This is a genomic window from Leuconostoc sp. XM4 (assembly GCF_055698815.1).
The window spans coordinates 1,363,484-1,390,153 of the sequence record NZ_CP134507.1 but is presented as its reverse complement, the minus strand read 5'-3'; the positions used below and the strand labels follow the sequence as shown (position 1 = coordinate 1,390,153).

The 26,670-nt window shown below is 37.1% G+C and carries 23 protein-coding genes; 18 read left to right on the top strand and 5 right to left on the bottom strand.

Features of this window, described 5'->3' with window-relative positions:
• Window positions 1–257: 257 nt before the first annotated feature.
• From RHP64_RS07045 to RHP64_RS06980, 14 genes are all read left to right on the top strand, one after another.
• Entirely contained in the window at window positions 258–3,287 is a 3,030-nt protein-coding gene (locus tag RHP64_RS07045; protein WP_462785003.1) for a glycoside hydrolase family 68 protein, read from the top strand.
• Between the two features lie 108 nt (window positions 3,288–3,395).
• Entirely contained in the window at window positions 3,396–4,907 is a 1,512-nt protein-coding gene (locus tag RHP64_RS07040) for a glycoside hydrolase family 32 protein (RefSeq protein WP_129531690.1), read from the top strand.
• A 96-nt stretch (window positions 4,908–5,003) separates the two neighbouring features.
• The gene (locus RHP64_RS07035) at window positions 5,004–6,449 is read left to right on the top strand and encodes a flippase (protein WP_128739693.1); all 1,446 of its coding nucleotides are present in this window, start codon (window positions 5,004–5,006) and stop codon (window positions 6,447–6,449) included.
• Between the two features lie 65 nt (window positions 6,450–6,514).
• Entirely contained in the window at window positions 6,515–7,141 is a 627-nt protein-coding gene (locus RHP64_RS07030) for a sugar transferase (protein WP_011680096.1), read from the top strand.
• 17 nt (window positions 7,142–7,158) lie between these two features.
• The gene (locus RHP64_RS07025; RefSeq protein ID WP_011680095.1) at window positions 7,159–7,785 is read left to right on the top strand and encodes a YveK family protein; all 627 of its coding nucleotides are present in this window, start codon (window positions 7,159–7,161) and stop codon (window positions 7,783–7,785) included.
• A 9-nt stretch (window positions 7,786–7,794) separates the two neighbouring features.
• Window positions 7,795–9,171 (top strand): O-antigen ligase family protein, encoded by a 1,377-nt coding sequence (locus RHP64_RS07020; RefSeq protein WP_059442141.1) that lies wholly within the window; start codon window positions 7,795–7,797, stop codon window positions 9,169–9,171.
• Window positions 9,168–9,938, top strand: coding sequence for a DUF4422 domain-containing protein (locus tag RHP64_RS07015; protein WP_011680093.1), 771 nt, complete (start codon window positions 9,168–9,170; stop codon window positions 9,936–9,938). The genes RHP64_RS07020 and RHP64_RS07015 overlap by 4 nt, the downstream gene beginning before the upstream one ends.
• Window positions 9,938–11,128, top strand: a complete 1,191-nt coding sequence (gene glf / locus RHP64_RS07010; RefSeq protein ID WP_025268249.1) for a UDP-galactopyranose mutase — start codon at window positions 9,938–9,940, stop codon at window positions 11,126–11,128. The genes RHP64_RS07015 and glf overlap by 1 nt, the downstream gene beginning before the upstream one ends.
• 43 nt (window positions 11,129–11,171) lie before the next feature.
• Window positions 11,172–12,125, top strand: a complete 954-nt coding sequence (locus tag RHP64_RS07005) for a glycosyltransferase family 2 protein (RefSeq protein ID WP_025268248.1) — start codon at window positions 11,172–11,174, stop codon at window positions 12,123–12,125.
• Window positions 12,126–12,878: 753 nt separating this feature from the next.
• On the top strand, window positions 12,879–14,267 hold the full coding sequence (locus tag RHP64_RS07000) for a hypothetical protein (protein WP_129531692.1): 1,389 nt from the start codon (window positions 12,879–12,881) through the stop codon (window positions 14,265–14,267).
• A 106-nt stretch (window positions 14,268–14,373) separates the two neighbouring features.
• Window positions 14,374–16,281 (top strand): LTA synthase family protein, encoded by a 1,908-nt coding sequence (locus RHP64_RS06995; RefSeq protein ID WP_111303478.1) that lies wholly within the window; start codon window positions 14,374–14,376, stop codon window positions 16,279–16,281.
• A 1-nt stretch (window position 16,282) separates the two neighbouring features.
• A complete protein-coding gene (locus RHP64_RS06990) occupies window positions 16,283–17,155 on the top strand; it encodes a hypothetical protein (RefSeq protein ID WP_011680086.1) in 873 nt (290 codons plus the stop codon).
• A 10-nt stretch (window positions 17,156–17,165) separates the two neighbouring features.
• Window positions 17,166–18,068, top strand: a complete 903-nt coding sequence (locus RHP64_RS06985) for a glycosyltransferase family 2 protein (protein WP_061514979.1) — start codon at window positions 17,166–17,168, stop codon at window positions 18,066–18,068.
• A gap of 43 nt (window positions 18,069–18,111) precedes the next feature.
• Window positions 18,112–18,528: a GtrA family protein gene (locus RHP64_RS06980; RefSeq protein ID WP_014324911.1), complete on the top strand. Its 417-nt coding sequence runs from the start codon at window positions 18,112–18,114 to the stop codon at window positions 18,526–18,528.
• 11 nt (window positions 18,529–18,539) lie between these two features.
• Here the strand turns inward: RHP64_RS06980 and RHP64_RS06975 are convergent, their stop codons facing one another.
• A complete protein-coding gene (locus RHP64_RS06975) occupies window positions 18,540–18,992 on the bottom strand; it encodes a flavodoxin (RefSeq protein WP_002815077.1) in 453 nt (150 codons plus the stop codon).
• 213 nt (window positions 18,993–19,205) lie between these two features.
• Here RHP64_RS06975 and larD point away from each other — a divergent pair, with 213 nt between their 5' ends.
• From larD to hpt, 4 genes are all read left to right on the top strand, one after another.
• The gene (gene larD / locus RHP64_RS06970) at window positions 19,206–19,925 is read left to right on the top strand and encodes a D/L-lactic acid transporter LarD (protein WP_042250343.1); all 720 of its coding nucleotides are present in this window, start codon (window positions 19,206–19,208) and stop codon (window positions 19,923–19,925) included.
• A gap of 175 nt (window positions 19,926–20,100) precedes the next feature.
• Window positions 20,101–20,865 carry a formate/nitrite transporter family protein gene (locus RHP64_RS06965; protein WP_061514978.1) on the top strand — a complete coding sequence of 255 codons (765 nt, stop codon included), beginning with the start codon at window positions 20,101–20,103 and terminating at the stop codon, window positions 20,863–20,865.
• Window positions 20,858–22,153, top strand: a complete 1,296-nt coding sequence (gene purB / locus RHP64_RS06960; RefSeq protein ID WP_002815074.1) for an adenylosuccinate lyase — start codon at window positions 20,858–20,860, stop codon at window positions 22,151–22,153. The genes RHP64_RS06965 and purB overlap by 8 nt, the downstream gene beginning before the upstream one ends.
• Window positions 22,150–22,713: a hypoxanthine phosphoribosyltransferase gene (gene hpt / locus RHP64_RS06955; RefSeq protein WP_011680081.1), complete on the top strand. Its 564-nt coding sequence runs from the start codon at window positions 22,150–22,152 to the stop codon at window positions 22,711–22,713. Before purB ends, hpt begins: the two co-directional genes overlap by 4 nt.
• A 16-nt stretch (window positions 22,714–22,729) precedes the next feature.
• Here the strand turns inward: hpt and fni are convergent, their stop codons facing one another.
• The 4 genes from fni to mvk are packed head-to-tail and all read right to left on the bottom strand — an operon-like array spanning window position 22,730 to window position 26,666.
• Window positions 22,730–23,782: a type 2 isopentenyl-diphosphate Delta-isomerase gene (gene fni, locus RHP64_RS06950; RefSeq protein WP_011680080.1), complete on the bottom strand. Its 1,053-nt coding sequence runs from the start codon at window positions 23,780–23,782 to the stop codon at window positions 22,730–22,732.
• A gap of 1 nt (window position 23,783) precedes the next feature.
• Window positions 23,784–24,803: a mevalonate kinase family protein gene (locus RHP64_RS06945; protein WP_014324909.1), complete on the bottom strand. Its 1,020-nt coding sequence runs from the start codon at window positions 24,801–24,803 to the stop codon at window positions 23,784–23,786.
• Window positions 24,796–25,737, bottom strand: a complete 942-nt coding sequence (gene mvaD / locus RHP64_RS06940; RefSeq protein ID WP_080987883.1) for a diphosphomevalonate decarboxylase — start codon at window positions 25,735–25,737, stop codon at window positions 24,796–24,798. Before mvaD ends, RHP64_RS06945 begins: the two co-directional genes overlap by 8 nt.
• On the bottom strand, window positions 25,734–26,666 hold the full coding sequence (mvk, locus tag RHP64_RS06935) for a mevalonate kinase (protein ID WP_011680077.1): 933 nt from the start codon (window positions 26,664–26,666) through the stop codon (window positions 25,734–25,736). The genes mvaD and mvk overlap by 4 nt, the downstream gene beginning before the upstream one ends.
• Window positions 26,667–26,670: the final 4 nt, after the last annotated feature.

Genomic DNA, 26,670 nt, shown 5'->3' with positions numbered 1-26,670 from the left:
CACATGAATGATTTCATATATTAATATTTAAAAAAATTTATATACAATTAAAACATAAATGTTGATAATAGAATCGATATTGATATTTAAAGACTTATATTAATATTATTATTTTAATGTTTATTTAATTCATTTTTGTTCAACAATGAACTATGTTATACGTTTAACAACTTTTTGTAATATTTTTGAAATGATGAACGTTTATACTTAACGTAGTTGCACGAGATGCAATAATTCTAAATTGGGAGTTCTTATCGATGAGAAAGAAGTTATACAAGGCGGGGAAGATATGGGTAGCTGGAGCAGCAACAGTAGCAGCTATTTCTATGGGAGTGAGTTCTGTTAGTGCAGACACGGTTGGTAATACTACAACAACTGACACAGAAACACTGAGCAAAACAACTGATGTGAATACTGACACAACAGCTCCATCAGATGTTAATAAAGAAACGACAGTCAATTCAACGACTCCTGATGCAACGACAACTGAAGCCAATCAAGAAAAGGCTACAGATAGTACTACTAAGACAGTAGATGCTAACAAAGAAACAACTGATGATAAAGAAACTACGTCAGTTGATGATACTAAGAGTGCAACAACTGACGACAAAGCGAATGTGGCAGCAGTATCATCAGATGATAGTTCGAAAAAAGTAGCGGACAAAAATGCAGCAACTGACGCTACTACTGATGATAAAAAAGCGACCACCTCAGTTGTGACACTAGACGACAGTGTGTCAAAAGATTTAAACTCTAAAACAACATTAGTTACTAAAAATGATGATGGTACCTCAACTACCAACATGACATATGCTAACTTAAAAGATGTTGCGGATAACATTGCTAATTTGAATTCAGATACGTCTGTACCATATTTCAATGCTGATGCAATTAAGAATTTGCCAGCAATGGCAACGGCAGATGCGCAAAGTGGTGAAGTACAAGATTTGGATGTATGGGATTCTTGGGCACTACAAGACGCAAAAACTGGTGTCACTGCAAATTATCATGGTTACAACATTGTTTTTGCTTTAGCAGGTTCTCCAAAAGAGGATAACGATCAACATATTTACATGCTTTACACTAAGAATGGTGATACAGCAATCAATAATTGGAAGAATGCTGGGCCAGTCTTTGGCTTCAATGCATTGTGGGATAAGCAGCAGTGGTCTGGATCTGCAACGGTCAATGATGATGACAGTATCCAATTATTCTATACAAAAACTGACCAACCACGCACAGTACAACGTTTGTCAACTGCTAACTTGTCAATGGCATATACGGATACTGAAGTTCGTGTAGCAAAAGTTAGTGATGATCATGAACTCTTCACAGGGGATGAGGAGCATTACCAAACTCTGCAACAATGGATCGATGCAGGATACTATGATACGGGAGATAACTTTACCTTACGTGATCCGCACGTGATTGAGGTTGATGGAGAACGTTATCTAACTTTTGAATCCAACACAGGTACTGAGAATTATCAAAGTGATGATGCTGTCGATAACATGGATTACTATGGTGGAACTGATGAATTCAACCAAACAGCAAGAGAAACAACATTGGCAAATGCGGATAAGTTGAAATTCTCAAAGAAGGCCAATGGCGCTATTGGATTGGTGAAGCTTACAGGACAGCAAAATAATCCAACTATTGGACAAATTTATTCACCACTTCTAGCAGCCAATGGTATTACCGATGAAATCGAACGTGCTAATATTGTGCCATTGAACGGGAAATTTTATCTTTTTACAGATACACGTTTGAGTAAGAGTGTTGTGCCAACAGCTGATTTTAATATTAATGTTGGTATGATGGGTTATGTTTCAGATAGCTTATTTGGACCTTATACACCGTTGAATGGTAGCGGTAGTGTGATAACAGGAACACAATTAGCTGAATCTAGAACAGATACTTATTCATATTATGCAGTTCCTGTTGCAGGACATAATGATTTGTTGTTAATTACATCATACATGAGTAACCGTGCTGAAAAAGCTGGCGTTGGACTTAATTCTACGGTAGCACCATCATTCTTAGTTCAAGTAGGTGCCGATGGTAAAACAACAAAAGTACTAGATACTGTTTTAGCACAAGGAACATGGACTTATAATGGTAAAGGCAGTGTTGACGAACTAGTTGGCACAAAAGAGACATCAAACATAACTGGTAAAAAGATTGGTTGGATTGATAATAAGTTTTATGTCAATGATCAAGTAGCTAATGGTTACCAATATGATTATACGAATGACGCGAATTATTTGTTTAAAGATGGTGTTCGCCAAAGTGGTGTGCAAGCTTATGACAATACCTATTACTACTTTGACCCAGTAACGTACAAACGAGTAGAAAATGACATCCGCAAAGCAACTTGGGGATTAGAATATTACTTTGGTAACGACGGTCGTGTGAAGCAAGGTCAGTTTGCAGTTAATGGTGTTGCTTATGACTTTGGTAATGACAAAACATACGCTAAGCGTGGTTTTGCATCAGGTTACTTACAAGATGTAACGGATAACAATCAGTGGTACTGGTTTGAAAATGGTTCAAAGTATACTGGCTTCCGATACTATCAAAATACTTATTACTTCTTCGAGTCAGGACAACGTCAAGAGAGTAAGTGGGAAACAGCCTGGGGTATGAAGTATTACGTTGGTACTGATGGTCGTGCAGTACAAGGCGTTCAAATTATTGATGGACAAGCTTATGACTTTGGTACGAATGGAACTTTCAACTTGAAGGGGACAGCGAATGGCTACTTGTACTCACCATCATTGTCAACAGCGAATGGTGGTTATAATTGGTTTGAGAATGGTAAGCCATATACAGGCTTCCGTTACTACGAAGGTACTTATTACTGGTTCGTGAACGGTGTTCGTCAAAATGCTGGTTGGCGTGAAGCATGGGGCATGAAGTATTATACGGATGCTAGTGGTCGTGCATTGCAAGGTATCCAAATCATTGATGGACAAGCCTATGACTTTGGTACAAATGGTACGTATAATTTGAAGAGCGCAGCGAATGGCTATTTGTACTCACCAAGCTATTCAAAGGCCAATGGTGGTTATAACTGGTTTGAGAATGGTAAGCCATATACAGGCTTCCGTTATTACATGGGCACATATTACTGGTTCGTGAACGGTGTTCGTCAAAATGCAGGATGGCGTGAAGCATGGGGCAAGAAGTATTATACAGATGCCAATGGTCGAGCATTACAAGGTATTCAAAAGATAGATGGTCAGCAATATAATTTTGGAAATGATGGCACATATTACTTACGTTAAGAAATAATAACATCTATAGAAAATAATAAAATAAATAGCAATCCTGATTTTAAAGCAGGATTGCTATTTTTCATAATTTTACTATATTATTAACAGAGAGGAAACATCATGCAACGACATAGAATGAGAAAAGTATTATCAATCATAATGGCGGGAATAGTATTGTTTTCGATTGGTTGGTTAATATGTTTGAAAAACAACAGCAAAAATATGACACAACAACAATTACCTCAAAAATGGCATTTAAACGGCTTATCTAAAAATGGGTTATCAAATGATACGCAAACTATTTTAAAAAATGGTCAAAAATATGAACTGTTCTATTTGGTGGACACTGGTAAGGGATTGGAAGCAAATCAACAAAGAACTCGTTGGGCTCGTTCGGTATCTTCAGATTTAACAACATTTAAAGTAGCCGATAGCGCCGATATCAAACCAGTTTCCCAACAAGAATCAGTTGCCACAGGTTCTATTGTCAAAGACGCAGATAATTTATCTGGACATGGTAAAAACTCATTACTGGCTTATGCTACGAAATACATTAATGGTAATCAATGGACCTATATGTGGTATTCGACTAATCAAGGTGAAAATTGGCATGTTGCTCATAATGGCAAGCCAGTAGCAAAACCATATAAAGAAGGAAAAGATTTTCGAGACCCTCATGTAATATATGATTCTGATGCCAAGCAATTTGTCATGACAGTAGCTGAGGCGGATGATAACAATCATATGAAAATTGGATTTTATATTTCCAAAAACGGCACAACCTGGCAATACACAGATAGCTTTTATTCACCACGGGATTTAGGTACTTTAGAAGTTCCTGAAATACATCAAATTTATCAAAAAAATAATAATCAAAAGCAATGGATTTTGTTTTTTGGTGCTAATGGTTTTGCTGATGATTTTCAAAAAAGTACCGGCTCATACTACGTTGTTGGTCAATTGAAAAACGGCCAGTTTGAAGCTGAAACTGATCCAGAACGTGTTGATTTTGGTACTGATTATTATGCTGCACACAATTATCAAGAAAATAATGAACAATTGCTTGGCTTTGGATGGATGGGTAACTGGGATTATATTAATCGCGTTAGTGATGATATAAAGTATAAAGGCAATTATTCGGCGTTTAGAAAAATGTTTTTAAGTTCAGATAATAAATTAAAAACATCAAAAATTATTACTAATGGTCTATTTGACACAAAAAAGAAAACAGCTCTGGTGAGGGCGCACAGTAAAAGTCGCATCAAAACCAATAAAGCTGCTTACAAAATTAGTACCGTTGTGAACGGTAACCAAAAATTGACTATTAGAGCTGGCAATGGAGATAGCAATGTTTCCTTTCATTTTAATAATTTTGACAAAAAACTGACGGTACATCGCCAAAGTAATTATGTTACAAATGATGCTTATAATAAGGACTATAACACCAATTTGTGGGGAGATTGGTCAGAAAAGGTTGATTTTTACGTTGATCAATACAGTATTGAAGTATTCTGGACAAAGACTGGACAAGTAGCTACGTTTGCTAAGTACAGTAATGATAGTGGTGATAACATTGTATTCGATAATTTAGATAATAAAAGTTCAAGCCTAGTCGTTCAGGAAATGAAGTAAACATAAATCTCATAATTTGATATAATTCTATGAAGGGGCTATTATTAGGCTAACCGTTTATTGGTCATATGACTAAATTAAGGACAACTTAACAACATGCAAGTTGCAAAAAACTATTTATACACTGCGGCATATCAGCTGCTTAACATTATTGCACCATTAATAACAATGCCATATTTAGCGCGAGTTCTTGGTCGAAATGGTGTCGGTGTTGCAAGCTGGACTAATTCGTTTGTAACCTACTTCTTATTGATTGCAAGTCTTGGAATTGTTACATATGGTAGTCGCGAAATTGCCTATGTAAAAGACAATAAGCAAGCAAGACAGCAAAAATTTTGGGAAATCCAAATTATTCACACGATTGCTGGAATCTTTTCCTTAGCGCTATACTTTTTATTTTTGAAGTATGGTGTGCAATTGAATAGTAATATTGAAGATAATCAAGTTTATCTAATCCTTCAAACTTGGGTCATTATTTCCGGTATTCTTGACATTTCTTGGTACTTTATGGGCATGGAGGATTTCAAGAAAACTGTCCTACGAAATGCCCTCGTTAAAATTGCAATGACAGTATTGATATTTGTTTTAGTGAAAACACCAAACGATATCGGCAATTATATTTTGTTACTCGGGCTGTCACAAGTTTTCGGTAACTTGTCAATGTGGTTTTATTTATTTAAAAAGATATCATTACCAAACTGGCATCAACTTGATTTAAAAGAACATGTGAAACCAATATTTATGATGTTTTTACCAACTATTGCGACTCAAGTTTATTTACAGTTGAATAAAACAATGTTGCCGTTCTTTACTAATTCAACAGATTCGGCTGGATTCTATGATAATGCTGATCGAATTATAAAAGTCTCGCTGGCACTGGTTACATCTGTTGGAACTGTAATGCTACCTCGGATGTCTGCCCAGTTTGCCAAAGGGCAATTTGACAAAATGAAGCAGAATATTACACAATCGATGGATTTTGTCTCCGCACTGTCAGTTCCAATGGCCTTTGGAATGGCTGCTATTGCCCCTACAGCCATGATTTGGTTTCTGGGTGAGCAGTTTAAAGTAGTTGGTCAAGTCATTGTTCTTCTATCCCCAATTATTATTTTCATTGGCTGGAGTACGGTTATTGGCACGCAGTATTTGGTGCCAACCAAACGTCTGAATGAATTTACACTATCTGTCACTATTGGTGCATTAGCCAATGTGCTACTTAATTTCTGGTTAATTTATGTGGCAGGAGTGAATGGTGCTGCGGTGGCTACAACGATATCAGAGTTCTTGGTGATTGGTTATCAGCTATACGTTACGCGTAAAGACATGAATATCTGGCATCATTTTTCTGAAATGTGGCGTTATATCATTGCGGGATTAGGGATGTATGTTTCGGTTACGATGATTAGTCAATATCTAGAAATCAACATCAAAAGTACATCAATAGAACTGGTATTAGGTGTCTTTATGTATGTCCTAATTCTCATTATTTTACGAGCACCAATTCTTAAAAAAATACCCTTACTAAATAAAATAGCGAAATGACGCTTTTTTTCTGGTATAATGGTAAAGTTATATCATGCACATATGTGCACGAATGAGGTGGAAAATTGAAACGCAAACTAGGTTATTTAACCGCAAAACGGGGTTTAGATATTAGCGTATCTTTGGCGGCGATGTTTCTATTGTCACCAGTGTTTGCTATTATTGCCTTAATTATTATTAAAGATAAGAAAACAAGTAAAATTATTTATGCACAAGAGCGAGTTGGCCAATATGGAAAACGCTTTAAAATATATAAATTTCAATCCATGGTTGACAATGCTGACAAAATATTAAAACAAGATGCTGATTTATATGCTAAGTTTGTAGCTAGTGGTTATAAGCTACCTACAGCGGAGGATCCTCGAATCACTAAATTTGGAGCATTCTTGCGTAAAACATCTCTAGATGAGTTGCCACAGTTTTGGAATACTTTGAATGGAACGATGAGTATTATCGGACCAAGACCAGTTGTAGAAGATGAGTTAGTCGAATATGGGGAAGATATTGATAAGTTTTTATCAGTAAAACCTGGTGTATTTGGTTTGTGGCAGGCCAGTGGTCGCAGTAATATTGAGTATCCAGAACGAGCACAGATGGAATTAGATTATGTTGATCGTGCTAATTTGCGATTTGATTTTTATATTTTGTTTAAAACAGTAATTGCAATATTTAAGCGCGATGGTGCATTTTAATTTTTAGGAGAGAAAAAATGAGTTTTTCGTTAATAGATTTAGTTAAACGACTGTTGAAAAATAGTTGGTGGATTCTTATTCTGGGGATTGTTATGGGAGCATCTCTTTACACATATGCAAAACACTCTGTGCTGACGGCATATACGGCTGAACGATATGTTATTGTTGCAAAAAGCAACACGGGGGTTAAGGATCCAAATTCTCGTGTGCAAGCAGATCAAATGTTAATTAACACTTATAAAAAGATTGCTAGCGATCCATCAGTTGTTAATCAGGCTAAAAAGCTATCCACAGTGTCTGTTACAAAAAAAGAAATTGTAAGCGCAATTACTGTTTCACAACCAGACCAAACGCTGATGATGCGTTTTAGTGCTTCCGCTGCAACTGCCAAAAAGTCGGTTGCAATCGCTAACGCATATGCTAAAGCATTTTCAATCGAAGGAAGCAAGTTATATCCTGACATGGCCAAGCCATTATTGTTATCGTCAGCGAAAAAGGCTGATGTACTCTCCGGCACAGTTTATAGCCCTAAGAAATTAGCCGTATTTGGGTTTGCCTTTGGTATTACCTTAGGCGCATTTATCATATTGCTTACTGGTATTTTTCAAAACTATAAGCGAATGATGACTAAGACAACAAAGTGAGGCACCGCTGTGGCAGCTTTTTTACTACCAATCACATTTTTCTCTAAAACATATTCATATAGTTTTGCTGAAACAACAATGATGATTGCTTTTCCAGTATTTGTACTTTTAATATTGTTGCAGATATATCGCTTTCCATCTCGTATTGCAAAAATTATTCCTAGCGCGCAATCTTTTTTGCTAGCGGGATTTTTTTTGGTTATGCAATTTATCGCGATGTTTTTAAGTTATCAGCATTCTGGTGACTCAATTCAAACAACTGGTATTATTCGTTCAATGATTTTTTTGGCGGGGTGGATTGTCACTGTCTATATGTCTTGGGCATTAATCGTCCTCACGGTCACTAATCATAAAGAGGAACGATTATTTATTAAAAGTGGACTGATTAGTTTACTGATATACATGGGAATCGTTTTGGTTCCACAGTTGTTGGTGACACTGAATAACTTTTCTATACGTCCGTACGTTAATGCCATTGCACGTCTGTTCGAACGACATTGGATGGGGCGCGATTTCTATGCAGCCGGTAGCTACGCAGTTAACAATTATCGATTGAATGGTTTTGAACCTGAAGCTGCTTTTTTAGCTAACCTATTAGGTGTCGTTTATTTGCCAATCATTTTAGGTATCGCGATAACAAAACAAAATTTTTGGCATTTTAAAAAGCACGTTGCCTTAGAAAAATGGTTTAACTGGGCCTTTATTGGTTCGATTTTAATGTTTTTGGTACTTGCCCGAACAACAACGGGACTGATCACATTAGTGGTAGCTGCCGTACTCTGGTTTTTATGGAGTAAACGTGATGATAAAATTATTTTAATTATTTTTGGTATAATGGCTATTGTTGGTATTGCATTAGGATATTTCTTCGTGCAGCCAATACATGATATTTTTTATAATTTCTTATTCAACAAACAAGGGACTTCTAATCGACTAGGTGGCACCATTGCCTTAGTGCTGACATTCCTATCACACCCACTCTTTGGTGTTGGTTATGGTTTCACAGGGTATTTCATTATGGATTACGTGCCAAAGTCTACGACCTATAATCCAGAGTTTCAGCAAGTGTACAGGCACATTGGTTATCCTGTGCTCAGTGATGGAATTGGTTGGTTTGCGACGTATGGTTTGGTTATCATGATACCAGCATTGTGGATGCTAGCTCGTTTAATCATACGTTCGTTGGTAGTACAACACGAGCTTAAAATACGTCAACCAGAAAATTGGCAATGGCATTTAGGCACTCAGATTAGCTTTATGATTATGATTATTTTAGTCGCTGTATCGTCGTTGTTTGTTATTCAAATTTTCTTATGGCCATATTTGTTGATGTTTTTCTTTTATCGGCAAATGCTAATTAATCAAGAAAAGGAGTTAGCATTGTGACTTTATACATTGCAACACATAAACCGTATATCATGCCAGAAGATAGCGACTATCAACCAATATTTGTGGGTGCGGCCCAACATGATAGTGTACCGGATGGTTATCAATCTGATGCTGTTGGACAAAATATTTCAACTAAAAATCCTAACTTTAATGAGTTAACTGCAATTTATTGGATTCGGCACAACACAGACACACCGGTCGTGGGGCTACTTCATTACCGCCGTTATTTGGGTAAAAAAAAGGGTCACAGTTTATCGGCTATCCTAACTGAGTCACAAACTCAGGAATTATTGAAAAAGGCTGATATCATTTTGCCTCAAAAGCGAAATTACTATATTGAAAATCAACGTGATCATTATTTACACGCACACACGGCTGAACCTTATAATATAATGAAGGAAATTATTGCTGCGGATTATCCAGAGTATTTACCTGCTTTTGAGAATATGGAACAGTCGACATCGGCACATCTTTTTAACATGTTTATCATGCCGCGTAGGTATTTCAATGAGTACACAGATTTCATTTTTGAAGTGCTTGGCAAAGTAGAAGCAAAAGTAGATGTGGATAAGCTCGAGGGTCAAGAAAAACGGGTATATGGTTTTCTAAGTGAACGATTAATGGATACTTGGGTTAATACGAAAAAGCTCACTGTAGCAGAGTGCCCAGTAATAGAATTAGAGCGCACAAACTGGTTAGATAAAGGGTATAATTTCCTTAAAAGAAAGTTTTTCCCAAATACAAATAAAAAGGTACATTTCTAATGACAAATCAATTTAATACAAAAAATTATGACTATTTAATCGTTGGTGCAGGGCCATTTGGCATGATTTTTGCACACGAAGCTGCTAAACGCGGGAAGCGCTCACTTGTAGTTGAAAAACGTCCCTATATTGGTGGAAATACGCATACGCACACAGAACATGGTATTACTGTTCATGACTTCGGTGCCCACATATTCCACACTGATAATAAAGAGGTGTGGGACTATATTCGTAAATTTGCGGAATTTAATGGGTATCAAAACCAAGTGGTGGCCAACTATAAAGGTACGCTTTATAATTTGCCATTTAATATGAATACTTTCTATCAGATGTGGGGTACTAAAACACCTGATGAAGCACATGCAAAGATTGAAGAACAAAAGCAAATTGCACTAAAAGATCTTGGGGATCGCCAACCACGTAACTTGGAAGAACAAGCAATCTCATTGATTGGAACAGATATCTATAACAAACTCATTAAAGGTTATACGGAAAAACAATGGGGTCGGAAGGCTACTGAATTACCAGCTTTTATTATTAAACGGTTGCCAGTTAGATTTATTTATGATAACAACTATTTCAATCATCGTTACCAAGGTATTCCTGTAGGCGGTTACACTCAAATTTTTGAAAATATGGTCGCAGAATCCAATGGATTAGTTGATGTTTTGACAGATACAGATTTCTTTGATTACAAGGAAACGTTGCTATCAGAATTTCCACGTGTTTTGTACACGGGCATGATTGATCAATTCTTTGATTATAAGTTTGGTGAATTAGAATACCGTTCCCTGCGTTTTGAGCATGAGGTTATTGATTCAGACAACTATCAAGGTAATGCCGTGATTAATTACACAGATTCCGAAACACCATACACACGGGTAATGGAGTGGAAACATTTGGACGGCCTCGCTGATGAAGGTAAAACAATCATCACAAAGGAATATCCACAGGAATGGGATCGATCAAAAGAAGCCTATTATCCTGTCAATAATGACAAGAATACACAGATATACAAAGCATACGCTACAGAAGCTCGTAAGAGCCATCCAGAAATTATTTTTGGCGGTCGCTTAGGAAAGTATCGTTACTTTGATATGGATCAAGTCTTCAATGACGCATTCAATACTGTACGTCAAGAGTTTGACATTGATCAAGAGTTTAATTTTGCTCACGATCAAGTAAAATAGCTCAAGCCCATTAGGGCGTACATAACGTATGAGGGGAATCATAATGGAAAGTACAGTCCAACGACACTTAAAGAAAAATATATTATCACTAGTTGTTCCTGTTCATAATGAAGAGGCAACGATTAATATTTTCTATAATACTATTGAGAAGCTCAAACCTAATTTGACTGCTGATGTCCATTATCATTTTATTGATGATGGCTCGACAGACAGTACACTATCGATCTTACGAGATTTATCTAAAATTAATGATAATGTTCATTATATTAGTTTTTCTCGTAATTTTGGCAAAGAAGCGGGCCTTTATGCTGGGTTACAGCAAGCGGATGGTGACTATGTAGCTGTTATGGATGTTGATTTGCAAGATCCACCTGAACTTTTGCCAGAAATGCTGAGAGAGGTTCAAAACGGTGAATATGATGCTGTTGGAACCCGTAGAGCCAATCGTAATGGCGAGGCAAAAATTCGGTCATGGTTTTCCGAGCAATTTTATACTTGGATGAACAAAATTAGTCAAACGCATCTTGTTGATGGCGCACGAGATTACCGTGTCATGACTCGACAGATGGTAGATGCTATTTTGTCATTAAGTGAAAATCAACGTTTTAGTAAGGGTATCTTTACTTGGGTTGGTTTTAACACGAAATACATACCATTTGAAAATCGTGAGCGTGTTGCGGGGAACACATCATGGTCATTCTGGTCATTAACAAAGTATGCTATTGAAGGCGTAGTTTCATTTTCAACGGTACCTTTAACTGTGATAACGGTGCTAGGACTATTATCATTTGTTTTGTCACTATTGAGTGCTGCCTTTATAGTGATTAGGGCATTGCTTAACAATAATAGCGTCGCTGGATGGCCATCAATGGTAACCATTGTGCTATTTATTGGTGGCATTCAATTATTGAGTCTGGGCGTTATAGGTCGTTATATGGCTGCTATTTTTTTGGAAACAAAAAAAAGGCCTATCTATATCACAAAAGAAGAAAAGTAAGAGGAAATTTTTGTGATTTTTAAATTATTAAACAATATAATTATTGTTATAGGAGTTGCTTTCTTTTTTTTAGTGTCTTTGATTGCAACTTTTCAACACTCGTCAAACCAGTTGTTTAATCCTCTCACTTTGCTATGTGGATCAGTTCTGTTATTTATACTGCTGGTACTTTTTTTAAATTATTTCCAAATTATTTCTAAAAGACTGCAAAGAATTTTATTTTATTTGTTTGTTGGTCTAATTATTTTTACTCAGTTTACTATAATTTTATCTACGCATAATTCACCTTTCACAGACACTGGATACATTTATATTCAAGCACAAAATTTATCACACAATGTTTCTGATTGGAATTATTATTTCAAAATTTATCCTAATAATGTAAACATTGCTATTTTTTGGAGTTTTATATATCGATTCTTTAATTTTTTTCACATAGTCAATCAGCTCAGAGCTACGTACATTATCCAATTATTGATGTTGGATGGAGCAATCCTTTTTACTAGCTATACTGTAAAAAAGCATATCAATGTTAAACTGGGGAATATATTATTATTCTCGTTACTGTTATATTTACCTTTAACACTATTTACAGAATGGATATATAATGACAGTATTTCATCTACATTAGTGATTTTGTTACTCGGTTTACTTTGTCGTGTTTGGTACAGTCAGTCTAGATTTAAATATTTTTGGTTTTTCTTGGCAGCGTTAGATTTAGCTTTTACTTTCATACTAAGGCAAAATAGTGTTGTGATTATAATTGCTTTATTGATTACTATTGTTTTGATGGGCCAAACACTTCGTCAAAAATTTGTACAAATCAGTATTCTAATAGCGACTGTGATTGTTGTGTATTTCGGGTCGAGCGTTATACAAACAGCTCAACGCTATGAACGTAATAATCAGGTTGTAACACCTGCTACAAGATACATTAACATGGGCTTGAATCCAAATACAAGCGGACAAATTGATGGGAATGACGCTTGGCTGTATGAACAACCTGGACGGACTCCTAAAGAAAAGAATAGGCTATATCTTAGTTCCATCAAACGTCGTCTACTTAACTATTCAGTTGGTTCATTATCAGAACATTTTCTAAAAAAAGCAACATATATGTACGGTACGGGATTAACCATACAGGATTTCTTTTATTGGTACGCCGGAAATAAAAATAATCTAGAAGAATCAATTTTAGACCGGTTTGGTGTGACCTTAGTTAATGGTTTTCAATTTTTTTACATATTGCTGAGCGTAATGACGTTTGTCTTTCTTTGGCGCCATTTAAAAAATAAGCGTTCGATTCCTCCAGTAGTATTGTTTAGTGTGTTGGGTGTATTAGGTGTTTGTGCTTTCCAAGTTGGTTTGTGGGAAGTTCGAGATCGATATAGCCTATTAGCTGTGCCGTTTACTGTATTTATTTTTTCATATGCGTTAGCTGAACTAGACATTGTAGGATGGATTAGTCGATTCGGTAGTGTATTAAAACAAGACGTAATTAGGTACTTTATTATAAGTACGGGTTTGCTAGTTTTTGGTTACTTATCAAACTATTCGTTGACAACACAGTTAGTTGAAAAAAATAACGTCTCGATTCATCAGCCATATGTCGCATATGCAGGACAAAGCGATGTAAAAATAAAGGCTCATGACAAATTAAAAATAACATTTGATGTTGAAACAACGGGAAATACTGGTATTTTTTATAATTCTGCGTATAGTATTTCTTCAGACAGTAAATCACAGCAAGTAAAAAAATATTTACCGCTTCAGATCTCTTTGATGAATACTACATTGCATAAGTCAATTGAGGTTGACAGCAATGGAAACACAAAAGCCAATACTATGCAGAAGGGAAAGTATGTCTTAACCTTGACTAATCCAACTAACCAAGCGATTTATACACAGGGAATTATTGATATAGGTAAGGCTGATTTCTCTTTTAACAGTTTGTACAGAAGTATTTCGGGGCACCCTGAGTTGATGCCAGTTATGACAGTTGCTCGATCTAGCCAAAATACTCTTGTATCGAAAAAGCAATATAATGCGATATTTACTTTATTATTTGTTATTTTATGTATCATTACATATATGTTTCGTAAAAAAGATAAGATACTGCCTTTGAATAAAAGCAAAATATAGTACCTGCTTGACTTTGGCAGACAGCATTAAATTTTTACGGTATAATAGATTTTATAACATTGGGGAGAGTGCATAGCACTGTTCCTTTTTTAGAATGGAAAATAAAATGAAGATACGGAATAAAATATTTAAATTTTTACGGCTTAATTTTTTGTTTCTTTGGTTATCAATTATCGCACTTTATATTATTCAAGTGGGAGTAATGATCACCGATCCGGGATATGGCACTGGTGATTGGGGGCGTAGTGCTTGGACAAATGGTATCCAATTTGTCATCAATCAAACGACCTCGGCCGGTATAAACGTATTGATTCTAATGATATTAATGTGGCTTATTACTCTTATTAGTAATCGGATACCGGTAACAATTATCGTAATGGCTGTTTTAACAGCCATCGTAACGGTTGCTGAATACCAATTGATTAACGTTAGACAAGAAGCAATAACCGAGGCAAGTCTACAAGAAGTGACGGCTTTTGGTAATTTGATTGGAATGTTAGATATCAAATTAGTAATAGCTTTTGTGGTAATTCTAATTGTTATGGCGGTGTTACTTTTCATTATTTACCGTCGCAGTAAATGGATTGTCTTTAGATCAATTCGCTGGCGTGCAGTATTAATGATTATTTCTATTTTGGCGTTAGTGCCTTTCTTCCAAATAAACTCTGATCAAAATAAAGAAACCTTTATTAAGCTCGGGGATGATCCTAAAGTATGGGATTCACTTTACGATGCTGTTTCTAATGGTGGAATTGTCGCGTTGCTAAATTCACGAACGACAGATGCGATGGTACAACCTAAGGGTTATAGTCAGGCCACGATGAAGAAACTGGTAAAAAAATACCAAGGCGAAGCAAAAAGCATCAATGCAACACGACAAAATAAAAACTTTAAAAACCAAACAGTTATTTATACGCTCAGTGAATCTTTAACAAAACCAAGTTATGTGCCAGGATTGACAATTAGTGATAATCCTTTAAAAAAGCTCAATAATATTATGAATACTACAAGTTCTGGCCATATGGTTTCCTCAGGATATGGCGGTGGTACTGCTGGAATTGAATATTCGACCTTGACGGGATTTAATATCACAGCGTATAAGCCAACAATTACGATGCCGTATTCACAATTAACAAGTAGCATTAATGAAAAATCAACGGTCACTGGACAGTTTGATAAAAAAATTGTGGTCCATCCATATGTGGGTTCGTTTTACAATCGACGTGCTGTGTACAAAAATATGGGTATTAATTATTTCTATACAACTGACAGTGACACACCAGTCAAATATACAGCTTCAGTTGGTGGCGGCAATCATGCTAGCGACACTTCAGCATATAAAAATGTGCTTTCTAAAATTAGTAGTGGTAATGACAGCCAATTCATTCAATTATTAACAATGCAAAATCATACACCTTGGACATTTTCCGGACGTGATTACAATGTTATTGAGCCAACTGATTCAAATGCAGATTTGGATACGATAGAATCTTATTTGCAGGGACTTCATTACACGGATAACGCTACACAAGCATTTCTTGATAAATTAAACAAATTAAAGCGGCCGGTTACACTGGTCTGGTATGGGGATCACTGGCCAGGAATATTTAGCTTCGTGAACACATCTACAGATGCTTTATCAGCGCATTCAACACCCTATTTTATTTGGCAAAATGATGCAGCCAAAAAAGCTAACGGTACAGTTGATGTTTCAGAAAGCTATGCAGACCCATCTGATTTCACTGCAATGGTGCTTAAAATGAACAATATGAAGGTCGATCCGTACTGGGCATTGAAGACCGAATTGCTTGAAAAAGTACCAACAATTAACAACTACAAACGTGATGAGAATGGTAAACTGTCATTTATTGATAAAAACGGAAAAAATATTGATGAAAAATCTTTGACGGCAGAACAACAAAAGCTTGTGAAGGATTTTAAACTCGTGCAATATGATATTACGACAGGTAAAAACTATTTACTAAAAACAAAGTTTTTCCAGAAGGTGAAATAATATGACAAAAAAATATTTAAACGCCTTCTTAACGGTCATCATTGCTTTAATTGGCGTTGTGTATTTAACAAAAGTTACAGGTGATTTACATGCTTTTCATGGATTAGGTAAGCTGGTGAGTTACTTTTCTTGGCCGTTACTATTGGTGGGCCTTGCGCGATTGGCATCATTGGAAGATCGTAAACCAGGTGACATCTTTGATTGTTATTTGCTGCTTTCAACCATATTAGCAGTCATTGGATTTTTTATCACATTGCAGGTGATTCCTGTGCGCACACCATTTCAATTTGCTATGGGAAACTGGTGGGATGCTATCTCTGCTGGTGCACTTGGTAATGAGGGGAATTTGAATACGCCCTTAGGGGAAGTCTGGACGAAATACCCAATCGGTTGGTTTTTAATGATGACACCCATTGCGATGAAACTAGCCCATTATATGCATCAAAAAATTTCCGATAAACGCGTACTCATTGTTTCTGCAATAGTTTTGATGATTGCGCCTCAATATATAGGTGAAATTATTGATCTACCATTCAGCTTAAATGCAGCATTACTTGGAACAGGTTTGCTCGTTATGAACGATAGTATTATTGTCAAATCTACTAAAATGCGAGTTATTTGGATTTTGATAGGGAGCATCGTTACGATAATTGCTGCTAAAATGAGTGGTGTGTACTTTAGTTATGGTCGAGCGGAAAATATATTTATTTCTGTTTTTGGTTTGATTGCTGCAATAAAACTCATTGAATTCTTATTAGATTTTGTGACGATTCATGTAAAATGGAATATGTCTAAAAAAATTTTTTTCTATACGACTGTTGGTTTTTTGTTTATACTAACATTAGTGGTAAATTTAACAATATTTTTGAATTAAGGAAAACAATATGTCTCAGAATGTCAGTGCAGTGATTGTCACATTTAATCGTCTTACTCTTCTAAAAGAAGTAATTGAAAGTTTACAGACGCAAGATACCAAGCTTTCACACATTATTGTGGTTGATAATAATAGTAAATCTGATACGCAAGAGTATCTAACCTCACTTGGCAACCAAATCGAATATGTACGTTTACCAGAAAACATTGGTGGCGCCGGCGGTTTTAATAAAGGTGTGCGCTACTTTATGGAGCACACAACCGATGACTTTGTTTGGTTGATGGATGACGACACTGTTGTGCATCCAGATACGTTAACTGAGTTATTGAAGTTTGCTGATAAGCAAGATCAATTCGGTTTCTTGTCTAGTGATGTTCGTTGGACTGATGGGCATCGTGCACTAATGAATCAGCCAGCACCAATGAATCGTTTGAAAGTAATTCCAGAGGATCAAGTGGAACCTGTGCAACTACAAAATGCAACGTTCGTTTCATTATTAGTAAAACGTGAAGTAGTTAAAAAGATTGGGTTGCCTATCACGGAATTCTTTATTTGGGGCGATGATATTGAATATACCGAACGCGCCGGTCGTGTTGCACCTGGATATTTTGTACCAAGCGCAAAGGTGACCCACAAGATGGCAGAAAATGTGGGTAGTAGTCTACTTAATGATAATGAAAACCGAACACCACGTTACTTTTATTCTTACCGAAATAAAAGATATTATGCAAAAAAACGTGATTTCTATCGTCGTAATCGTGCGTTACTACGTATGTGGGCTGAATATTTCCAAATTAAGTTTTCGAATACAGAACGAAAGCAAGAAAAGCTTGATATCTTTAAAAAGGGATTTCAGGCTGGTAAAACATTCAATCCAATAATTGAATTTGCAGATGATTTAAAGGGAAAATGAAATAGTGCCTAATTGGGGGCTATTTTATTTTTAGGAGAAATTCATGGAAAAAATAAAGTTATTGCTGACTCAGTACCAAGAAGCTATTTTGTATATCGTATTTGGCGGCTTAACAATGTTGGTTAACATCATTGCCTTTTGGTTAGCCTTTCAAGCATGGCATATGAATTCTTCTGTATCTTATCTTTTTGCTTGGTTTTGGTCTATCTTTTTTGCTTATCTTACAAACCGAACTTGGGTGTTTCACTCAACAGCTCACGACCTTAAGACGGTAATCAATGAGATATTTCAGTTCTTGGTAGCAAGAATTGCTACTGCCGTAATTGGCTTTGTTATTTTTTATTTTGGGGTTAACTTGTTAAAGCAAGATGCTCAAATCTGGAATATCATACAAAATGTTTTTGTAATCATTTCCAACTTTGCGTTAAGTAAATTAGTTATATTTAAAAAGAAGGCTTGAACGCCTTCTTTTTATTTGTTGTTTTTAGCTGCAGTAATTAAATCTTGTGCAAATTTTTGTAGTGTTGGGATATCGTTTGCTTGTGGGTTTAAATTAATTTTGACACCTGCTGCACCCTTAGTTGCGTTGGTAAGCGAAAATTGCTTTTCGAATTTTGGTACTGCTAAGCAATAATCATCCAAATAGTAGGTATCTCCTGATCCTGCAACACCGTATACGACACCCGCAAGATTTGCATCAGCTAAATCATCATAAAAGTCTAATCCTTCATCTGGCAGTGAGCCCTGATCATATGTATAGGGGACAACCACGGCAATATCGACATCTTCTAATTCATCGACCTCGGTTTGACTAATTTCAGATTTTTTTACCGTAACATCAGCATTTTCAAGCGCTTCAATAATAATATCTGCTACATCTTCATTGTTCCCAGTAAGCGTTGCATAGACAACTTGTGCTTTCATTTTATAGTCCTCTTTATTTTAATTATCAAAAGTAATTATAGCATTTTATTAAACTATTAAAAGCTACGATTTGACGAAACACCTAGAAATATGACGGTTTGTTGACAAATTCATAAAAAACCTTTACAGTCTGGTTCTGAGGCCTTAATATAGTTTAGGTGACTGTAATTTAAAACTTCACATGCAAATTTTCAACCCCTTAGGAGATTAAAAATGATACATCAATTGTTGGCTGAATTCATGGGTACTGCGCTCATGATTATTTTCGGAGTTGGCGTCCACGCTGATGAAGTGTTGAATCGTACAAAATACCACGGTTCAGGTCATCTGTTTTCGATTACAACTTGGGGTTTTGGAATAGCAGTTGTTTTGTTTATCTTCGGGGAAGTTTATATTAACCCTGCAATGGCAATGGTCCAACTTATTTTAGGAAATATTCATTTTGATTATTTCTTAATTGTTAGTTTAGTAGAAGTATTGGGTGGTGTTTTCGGCTCAATTATTGTCTATATTATGTATGCAGATCAATTTAAATTATCTGAAAAAGATATTGATCCAGTAATCGTTCGCAATATTTTTTCAACAGCGCCAGCAATTCGTAACTTACCACGTAATTTTTTTGTTGAAATGTTTGCGACATTCGTATTTTTGACAGGTATATTAGCTATTTCTGCAAAAGCGGGGGATGTTCCTGGTATGGTTCCGCTAGCTGTGGCTTTCTTAGTTTGGGCTGTTGGTATGGGTCTAGGTGGTACTACTGGATTTGCAATGAACCTTGCTCGAGATATGGGGCCTCGTATTGCATATACAATTATTCCTTGGAAAAGACGAGCCTCCAGTGATTTCCAATACGGTATTCTTGTGCCCGGAATAGCGCCATTTGTTGGTGCAATTTTCGCTGCCTTATTTTCAAAGTTTTATTTAGGCCTGTGAACGCTTACAATCCAAACGTTCGCTTAAAATTATAAAAAACACTGTTTCGTTCGGTTAAACCGAACTTTTTTTATTTTTGTGAGAAAATACTAATTTAATTACGAACGCAACAAGTAAAATAACTGGTAAAATAATTGAGTAGAGAAAATTAAATAAAGTTATTCTGGAGATGAATATGCACACAAACGTTGAAATGCAAGCATTGCTAGTTGATACTGTACGACGAAAAGTTAGCTATCCTCTCAGGAAAAAAGTAACGCTTGGGATACTGGGTGGCGTTGCTATTTCTTTGGGATTTTTAGCAGCAATACGTGCAATGGCACCACTAACTGCTCTCCAATCTCCCGTTGTCTCTTTGGTCGGCGCATCTTTATTTCCGGTCGGACTAATTATGATTGTGTTCACTGGACAAGAGTTAGCTACTGGAAATATGTTTGTTCTTGGTTACGGCGCTTTAAATCGTAATTTGGGTTGGTTACGTTATTTTTTTGAAGTAATACTGATAACTTTGCTCAATGGACTTGGTGCGATTTTATTAGCCTATATTTTTGGACACTATTTAGGACTGACTAAGGTGGATATTTATGGCAAACAAGTTGCGACAATGGCAATGTCTAAAGTAACTCCAAGTATGCCGATGATCTTCTTTTCGGCAATCGGTGCGAATTGGTTGGTGGCGATGGGTGTATACTTAGGTATGGTCGCCAAGGATACCATTGGGAAAATAGTAGGTATGTGGTTTCCAGTCATGATCTTTGTGTTGATTGGATTCAATCATGTTATTGCTAACTTTTTCTTGCTGCCAGCTGCTTATTTTAATGGTACGATTACACTGGTACAAATGTTGCATAATCTTGTGCCAGCATTTTTAGGTAACACGTTTGGTGGCTTATTACTCGCTGCTTCACTTTATTTCACAAAGGACAAAAATAATGCTTGAACGATATTCACGAGAACAACTCCGCGACATCTGGTCGCTGAAAAATCAATATCAAACATGGTTAGATGTTGAAATTGCTGTTGACGCTGGTTGGGTCGCCGAAGGCCACATTCCAGCCGAGGATCTTGCAAAAATACGTGCAAATGCAAAATTTGATGTAGATCGAATAGCAGAAATAGAATTATCTACACGACACGATGTAGTTGCATTTACACGTAACGTATCTGAATCTTTGGGTGATGAGCGCAAGTGGATTCATTATGGTCTAACTTCAACGGATGTTGTTGATACAGCACAAGCTTTACGTTTGCGCCAAGCAAATGATATGATAAAAAAAGATTTGCAAGACTGGCGTGAAGCAATTAAAAAATTAGCTGTGCAATATAAAGACACAGTTATGATGGGTCGTACGCACGGGGTGCATGCTGAGCCAACAACTTTTGGTTTGAAAATGGCACGTTTCTATGCTTCAGCAACACGCGCTATAGAACGTTTTGAACGTGTTGCGGCAGAGGTAGAAACTGGGAAACTTTCAGGTGCCGTTGGTACATTTGCAAACGTGCCACCACGTGTTGAAGAAGTTGCTATGAAAGAACTTGGGCTAACCCCTCAACCAGTTGGTTCACAAGTACTACCACGTGATTTACACGCAGATTATATCCAGACAATTGCCTTGATTGGTACTCAAATGGAGGAGCTCGCTACTGAAATTCGTTCCCTACAGCGCTCTGAAATACATGAAGTTGAAGAGGGCTTTGCTAAAGGACAAAAGGGCTCATCGGCCATGCCACATAAGCGAAACCCAATTGGTGATGAAAACATTACTGGATTGGCACGTGTGCTACGTGGTTACGCAGTAACTGCTTTGGAAAACGTTACTTTATGGCATGAGCGTGATATTTCGCATTCATCTGCAGAGCGTATCATACTTGCAGATGCAACCGCATTACTTGATTACATGTTAAACCGCCATACTGGTATTCTAAATAATTTGGGTGTGTTCCCGGAAACAATGAAAAAGAATATGGACCGTACGTATGGGTTAATATATTCACAGCGTTTACTGTTGAGTTTGATTGATGCAGGATTGTCACGTGAGCAATCATATGACACTGTCCAACCATTGACAGCCCGTTCGTGGGATGAGCAATTGATGTTCCGCGACCTAGTAGATGCAGACCCAACCATCCAAGCAAACTTAACAAAAGAACAAGTTGACGATGCATTTGATTATCATTATCATTTGCGACATGTTGATGAAATTTTTAAGAGAGTAGGTCTAGCATGAAACCTTTAATCACACACCCAGCTATCAAAGGGGTGTTGGCGACAGAAACAGATATTCAAGCACAGGTTCAGCGTGTGGCTAATGAATTGACTACAAAGTTTGAGGGAAATAAAGAACGACCTATTTTTATTGCCGTATTAAAAGGCGGGGTTATCTTCGCCACCGATCTACTTCGAAAGATGCCACTGGATGTTGATTTCGATTTTGTAGACGTTAAAAGTTATTCAGGCGCAGCATCAACTGGTCAAGTCAAAGTAGTTCATGATGTTAGCATGGATTTAACTGGGCGGGATGTTGTTATTGTTGATGAAATTATTGATTCAGGAAGAACAATGCAGTGGCTGCACAATTATTTTGAATTAAAGGGTGCCTCAAGTGTGACCACAGTGGCATTGGCTGATAAGAAAGAGGCTAGAGTAGTTGATTTTGAAGTTGATTATTTTGGTTTGGAAGTGCCGGATGAATTCCTTGTGGGCTATGGTATGGACTACAATAATTTTTTCAGAAACTTACCAGTAATTGCTATTGTTGACTTTGACAAAGTTGATTTAATAAAATAACAAATTTAAAAGCATCTCATTGAGATGCTTTTTGTTGTGCAATAAAATTTTGTAGGTTAGGGCTGTATATTAGTGGTTTATGTTGCAGTTCCGTGATATTTTGGGCACCAAGTAATGTGAATAGACGTGGCAACGCTACTTGCCATGCATTAATTTCTTCGAGTAATGATTTTTGACCTTTTTCCATTAGTGTTGTGAGCATGAAACCAGCACTAGAAGTTAAAGACGCGCCCAGCATGAGACTAGTTATGACATGATTCACACTTTGAATGCCTCCTGTAGCAATTAAGGGTAAGTTATTTTTAGCCATTTTTGCTTCCAGCAAACTTTCGACAGTTGATAGTCCGTAATGATCTAAATTAACAGCTTCAGAAAGGCGATTACGCCTTTGTTCAATAATAGAAAAATTTGTTCCGTTTGCTCCACCAACATTGATAGCAGCTGGATTTAGATCGGCAATTTGTTTGAAAGTAGACTGACTCATACCAAAGCCGACTTCCTTAATTATCACCGGAACAGGTGACTTTGCGATGATTTCAGCAAGATTGTCTAGCCAATAGAATTTGCGATCACCTTCAGCCATGACAAGTTCTTGGGCGGCATTAACATGAAGTTCAATGGCATTAGCATCAATCATATCAATGGCAGTACGTACATTTGAAATAGGATGGTCGGCCCCTAAATTGGCAAATAGAAAACCATTGGGATTCTTCTTACGAACAATTGTGAATGTATCACGAGTTTCTGGTTCTTTAAGTGCAATCGATTGTGAGCCAACTGCCATAGCAATATTTGACTCAGCAGCTACCTCAGCAAGTTCCATATTGATGCGACCAGTTAAAGCTGATCCGCCTGTCATGGCTTCAATGTAGAAGGGCCATTTAAAGTGGTGTTCAAATAATTTGGTTGAAACATCAACTTCTGACACACTCGTTTCGGGAAAAGTATTGGGTAACCAACGTACATCATCATAAGTTGCACCAATGACAGGCATTGTATTTTGACGCCAGAGTTTGACACCAAGCGATAGATGTTCATCTTTACGATGAGATTGAGCAGATTCAGTCATTTTAACCTCGATTCTGTGGGGCAATTTGGACGTAATGTGGCTCAATTTCAGCTGCAAGCCACTTTTCTGGTAAATCTGTAGGTCCATTAACAACAGCAAAGCCATTATCACCAAATCCAGCACCACTGATTTTTCCTGCGGTATCGCCAAGTGTCTGCAGTAGAATTGCTAGTTTTGGCGTAACGTATTTTTGGGATAATGTGTGCCGTAAGATGGTTTGATTCAATTTTAAACCTTTTGAAAATTGCTTGTAGTCGTTTTTAATAACCGATTGAACGACGTCGTCAGCGACATGTTGACTTTCTTTGAAAAAAGAAGTTGGCAATGTTTTTGAGGCGAGTGCCTTACTTGTATTGGCGCTTTCATGTGTGGCACCTAAAAGGATTTGCCAGTCTTGCGGCCAACTGAGGGGAACGATGTTTAGTTTTTTCCAGGGCACATCTACAATTTCAGGCTGTAGCCAATTTTTATCTGCCGTTTGATATTGAGACAAATCAGGGCTTTGGTATGAAATAGCACCGCCGTATGTTATTGCTGCAACATCACCTAATGAACCATTTTTCTGCACATGCAAGTGTGCGAGCGCAGCAATTTTAAATTGAGTCAGTAACGTTAGGTTGAGTTTGAAATGGTTATTAAAAGCCGATACGATGCCTACAACCACGGCTGCAGACGAACCAAGACCAATTTTACCTGTAGGATGATTCATATTACTTTTGATGTCAATATTTACTTCTTGTAATGTTGCCCTAATTTTTTTCGTGTGAACATAATGTGTCATCAGATTCACAGCCGCGCGAACAAAACGCCAGTCATCAGTTTGCTCTGGCGTTTCTTGGTTGATATTGAAAGTTAGATCATCTGTAATGATATTAGAAGTAATAGTAGAAACTTCACGGGCTGTGGTAATTTCTATTGCTAACCCTGTAGTAATGGCAACAACAAGCGCGGTATTGCCAGGATTAGTAATTGCATACTCACCAGCCAAAAAGAGTTTACCAGGGATTAATATTTTAGTCATAAGAAATTCCAGGCCCGCTTTGAGCAATTTCAAGTTTCAGGGATGGTATGGCATGATTTAGTATGGTCACAATTTTGGGCGCTTCTTGCATTGTTGTGATAATTTTAACGTTTGGCCCTGCATCAATTGTTGCATAGGCCAATATTCCTTGATGGCGCATATCTTGTATCAAAGATAAAATTAATTGTGTTTTGTCTGTAAAATAAGTGAATGGGCTTCTTGTAGCTGTTAAATTTAAAGCATGCATACCCAAGGCATTATCTTCAGCCAAAGCACCAATTTTGTCAATATCTTGATCTAGGATAGCATGTTGCATATCAATGAATTGATTAGCCGACTTTGATAGCCAGCGATCATAATTTGGTGAGGTAATAGCACGTTTCATTCCCTCAGTTGAAGTTATCTTTTTAGGCGCATCACAAACCTCAGCAACAACCAAGGCAATGGGCAATTCAGGCGCGTTAAGGCTCTCGGCAAAAGAAGATGCGTCGTCAATACCTTTATGCCACATGGCGAAGTTACCAAAAAAAGAGCGACTAGCTGAACCAGAACCACGACGGGCTAAGCGGGATAATTCTTCCTTGGGTAGGTCCATTCCTAATTCGTGTGTAACAGCTCCTGTTAACGCAGCAAAAGCCGAAGCAGAGGAGGCTAATCCAGCACTTGTAGGTACATGATTTTCAGAAATAACCTGCAGTGGTGTAAAATCACCCAACTGTTGTCGCAGAATATCCAAAAAGCGATGAACACGAGTGGCGTCGACGACTTGGTCATTTAAAATAAAACGATCATGATTGGCAGGTTCCACAGAAGTTGTTGTGTAAAACTTGTCTAGTGTTAATGAAAGTGAGCTAGTTGTCGGTAGATTCAGTTCCGTATTTTTTTTCCCCCAGTATTTTATGAGGGCAATATTTGTATGGGCAGTAGCTTTCATAAGGGTTGAATCCATGTATTCTGTGCGCCAGCTTTATTGAGAGCATTGGCAATTGCGATTGCATCATTATTATTTCTAGCTAAAGCAAACATAGCACCACCAATGCCAGCGCCTGTTAACTTTGCTCCTAAAGCACCAGCATGATTCGCAGCATTAACTAGTTTGTCAAGTTTAGGATGTGAAATACCCAATGATTGTAATTCGTGATGGGCTGCTGTAAACATCATACCTAAATGCTCGGGATTATTTTCAGAAATATCAATCCGTATTTTTTCAGCAATTTGTCCGAGATGACTAATTGTTGACCAAGCACGTTCTTGATCATTAATCAAAAATTCTTTGACTATGCTGACAGCGTGAACGGTTTGACCATGGATACCTGTATCGGCTAATACCAACGTACCTGATAAGTTCATTTCGAATTTTTCCATTGTTTTGTTCTTGATAAACCAAATCGGGTTGCTCGAATTAACGGTGGTGGCATCTAAGCCAGAAGGTGATCCATGGGAAATGACTTCTTCAATGTTTGTGAAGTAATTCAGTTCCGTATTACTTAAAGTCGTGTTAAAGTAATCGAAAAATGCTCTTGTAATCGCAGTTGCTAGAGCAGCTGAAGCGCCAAATCCTCGTTCTTGAGGAACATTTGACTCAATAGAGAGAAGGAATGGCACATTAGTCATTTTAAATTTATTGATTAGGCGCAGTAATAGCTGTCGGATACCTTCAACGTTTGCACCAAGTTCACTTAAATCACCATGGAATTCAGCACCATCGATTGTTTGACCACGAAATGCTGGCCTCAATGTAGCAGTGACCGTCATATTTGGTAGGGGAATTGCAATGGCAGGTTCGCCATAAACAACGGCGTGTTCGCCGATTAATATTGCTTTTGCGTGGGATTGACCTACGCCATTCATTTGACTTAACATAAAT

What these genes read in the sequence shown, in the direction of transcription:
- hpt (WP_011680081.1), top strand. Translation starts at nt 22,150, where the DNA reads ATGAAACCTTTAATCACACACCCAGCTATCAAAGGGGTGTTGGCGACA.
- RHP64_RS07025 (WP_011680095.1), top strand. Translation starts at nt 7,159, where the DNA reads ATGAGTTTTTCGTTAATAGATTTAGTTAAACGACTGTTGAAAAATAGT.
- RHP64_RS06975 (WP_002815077.1), bottom strand. Translation starts at nt 18,992, where the DNA reads ATGAAAGCACAAGTTGTCTATGCAACGCTTACTGGGAACAATGAAGAT.
- RHP64_RS06965 (WP_061514978.1), top strand. Translation starts at nt 20,101, where the DNA reads ATGCACACAAACGTTGAAATGCAAGCATTGCTAGTTGATACTGTACGA.
- glf (WP_025268249.1), top strand. Translation starts at nt 9,938, where the DNA reads ATGACAAATCAATTTAATACAAAAAATTATGACTATTTAATCGTTGGT.
- RHP64_RS07045 (WP_462785003.1), top strand. Translation starts at nt 258, where the DNA reads ATGAGAAAGAAGTTATACAAGGCGGGGAAGATATGGGTAGCTGGAGCA.
- RHP64_RS06945 (WP_014324909.1), bottom strand. Translation starts at nt 24,803, where the DNA reads ATGACTAAAATATTAATCCCTGGTAAACTCTTTTTGGCTGGTGAGTAT.
- mvk (WP_011680077.1), bottom strand. Translation starts at nt 26,666, where the DNA reads ATGTTAAGTCAAATGAATGGCGTAGGTCAATCCCACGCAAAAGCAATA.
- larD (WP_042250343.1), top strand. Translation starts at nt 19,206, where the DNA reads ATGATACATCAATTGTTGGCTGAATTCATGGGTACTGCGCTCATGATT.
- RHP64_RS07035 (WP_128739693.1), top strand. Translation starts at nt 5,004, where the DNA reads ATGCAAGTTGCAAAAAACTATTTATACACTGCGGCATATCAGCTGCTT.
- RHP64_RS06990 (WP_011680086.1), top strand. Translation starts at nt 16,283, where the DNA reads ATGACAAAAAAATATTTAAACGCCTTCTTAACGGTCATCATTGCTTTA.
- RHP64_RS07005 (WP_025268248.1), top strand. Translation starts at nt 11,172, where the DNA reads ATGGAAAGTACAGTCCAACGACACTTAAAGAAAAATATATTATCACTA.
- purB (WP_002815074.1), top strand. Translation starts at nt 20,858, where the DNA reads ATGCTTGAACGATATTCACGAGAACAACTCCGCGACATCTGGTCGCTG.
- mvaD (WP_080987883.1), bottom strand. Translation starts at nt 25,737, where the DNA reads ATGAAAGCTACTGCCCATACAAATATTGCCCTCATAAAATACTGGGGG.
- RHP64_RS07040 (WP_129531690.1), top strand. Translation starts at nt 3,396, where the DNA reads ATGCAACGACATAGAATGAGAAAAGTATTATCAATCATAATGGCGGGA.
- RHP64_RS06980 (WP_014324911.1), top strand. Translation starts at nt 18,112, where the DNA reads ATGGAAAAAATAAAGTTATTGCTGACTCAGTACCAAGAAGCTATTTTG.
- fni (WP_011680080.1), bottom strand. Translation starts at nt 23,782, where the DNA reads ATGACTGAATCTGCTCAATCTCATCGTAAAGATGAACATCTATCGCTT.
- RHP64_RS06985 (WP_061514979.1), top strand. Translation starts at nt 17,166, where the DNA reads ATGTCTCAGAATGTCAGTGCAGTGATTGTCACATTTAATCGTCTTACT.
- RHP64_RS06995 (WP_111303478.1), top strand. Translation starts at nt 14,374, where the DNA reads ATGAAGATACGGAATAAAATATTTAAATTTTTACGGCTTAATTTTTTG.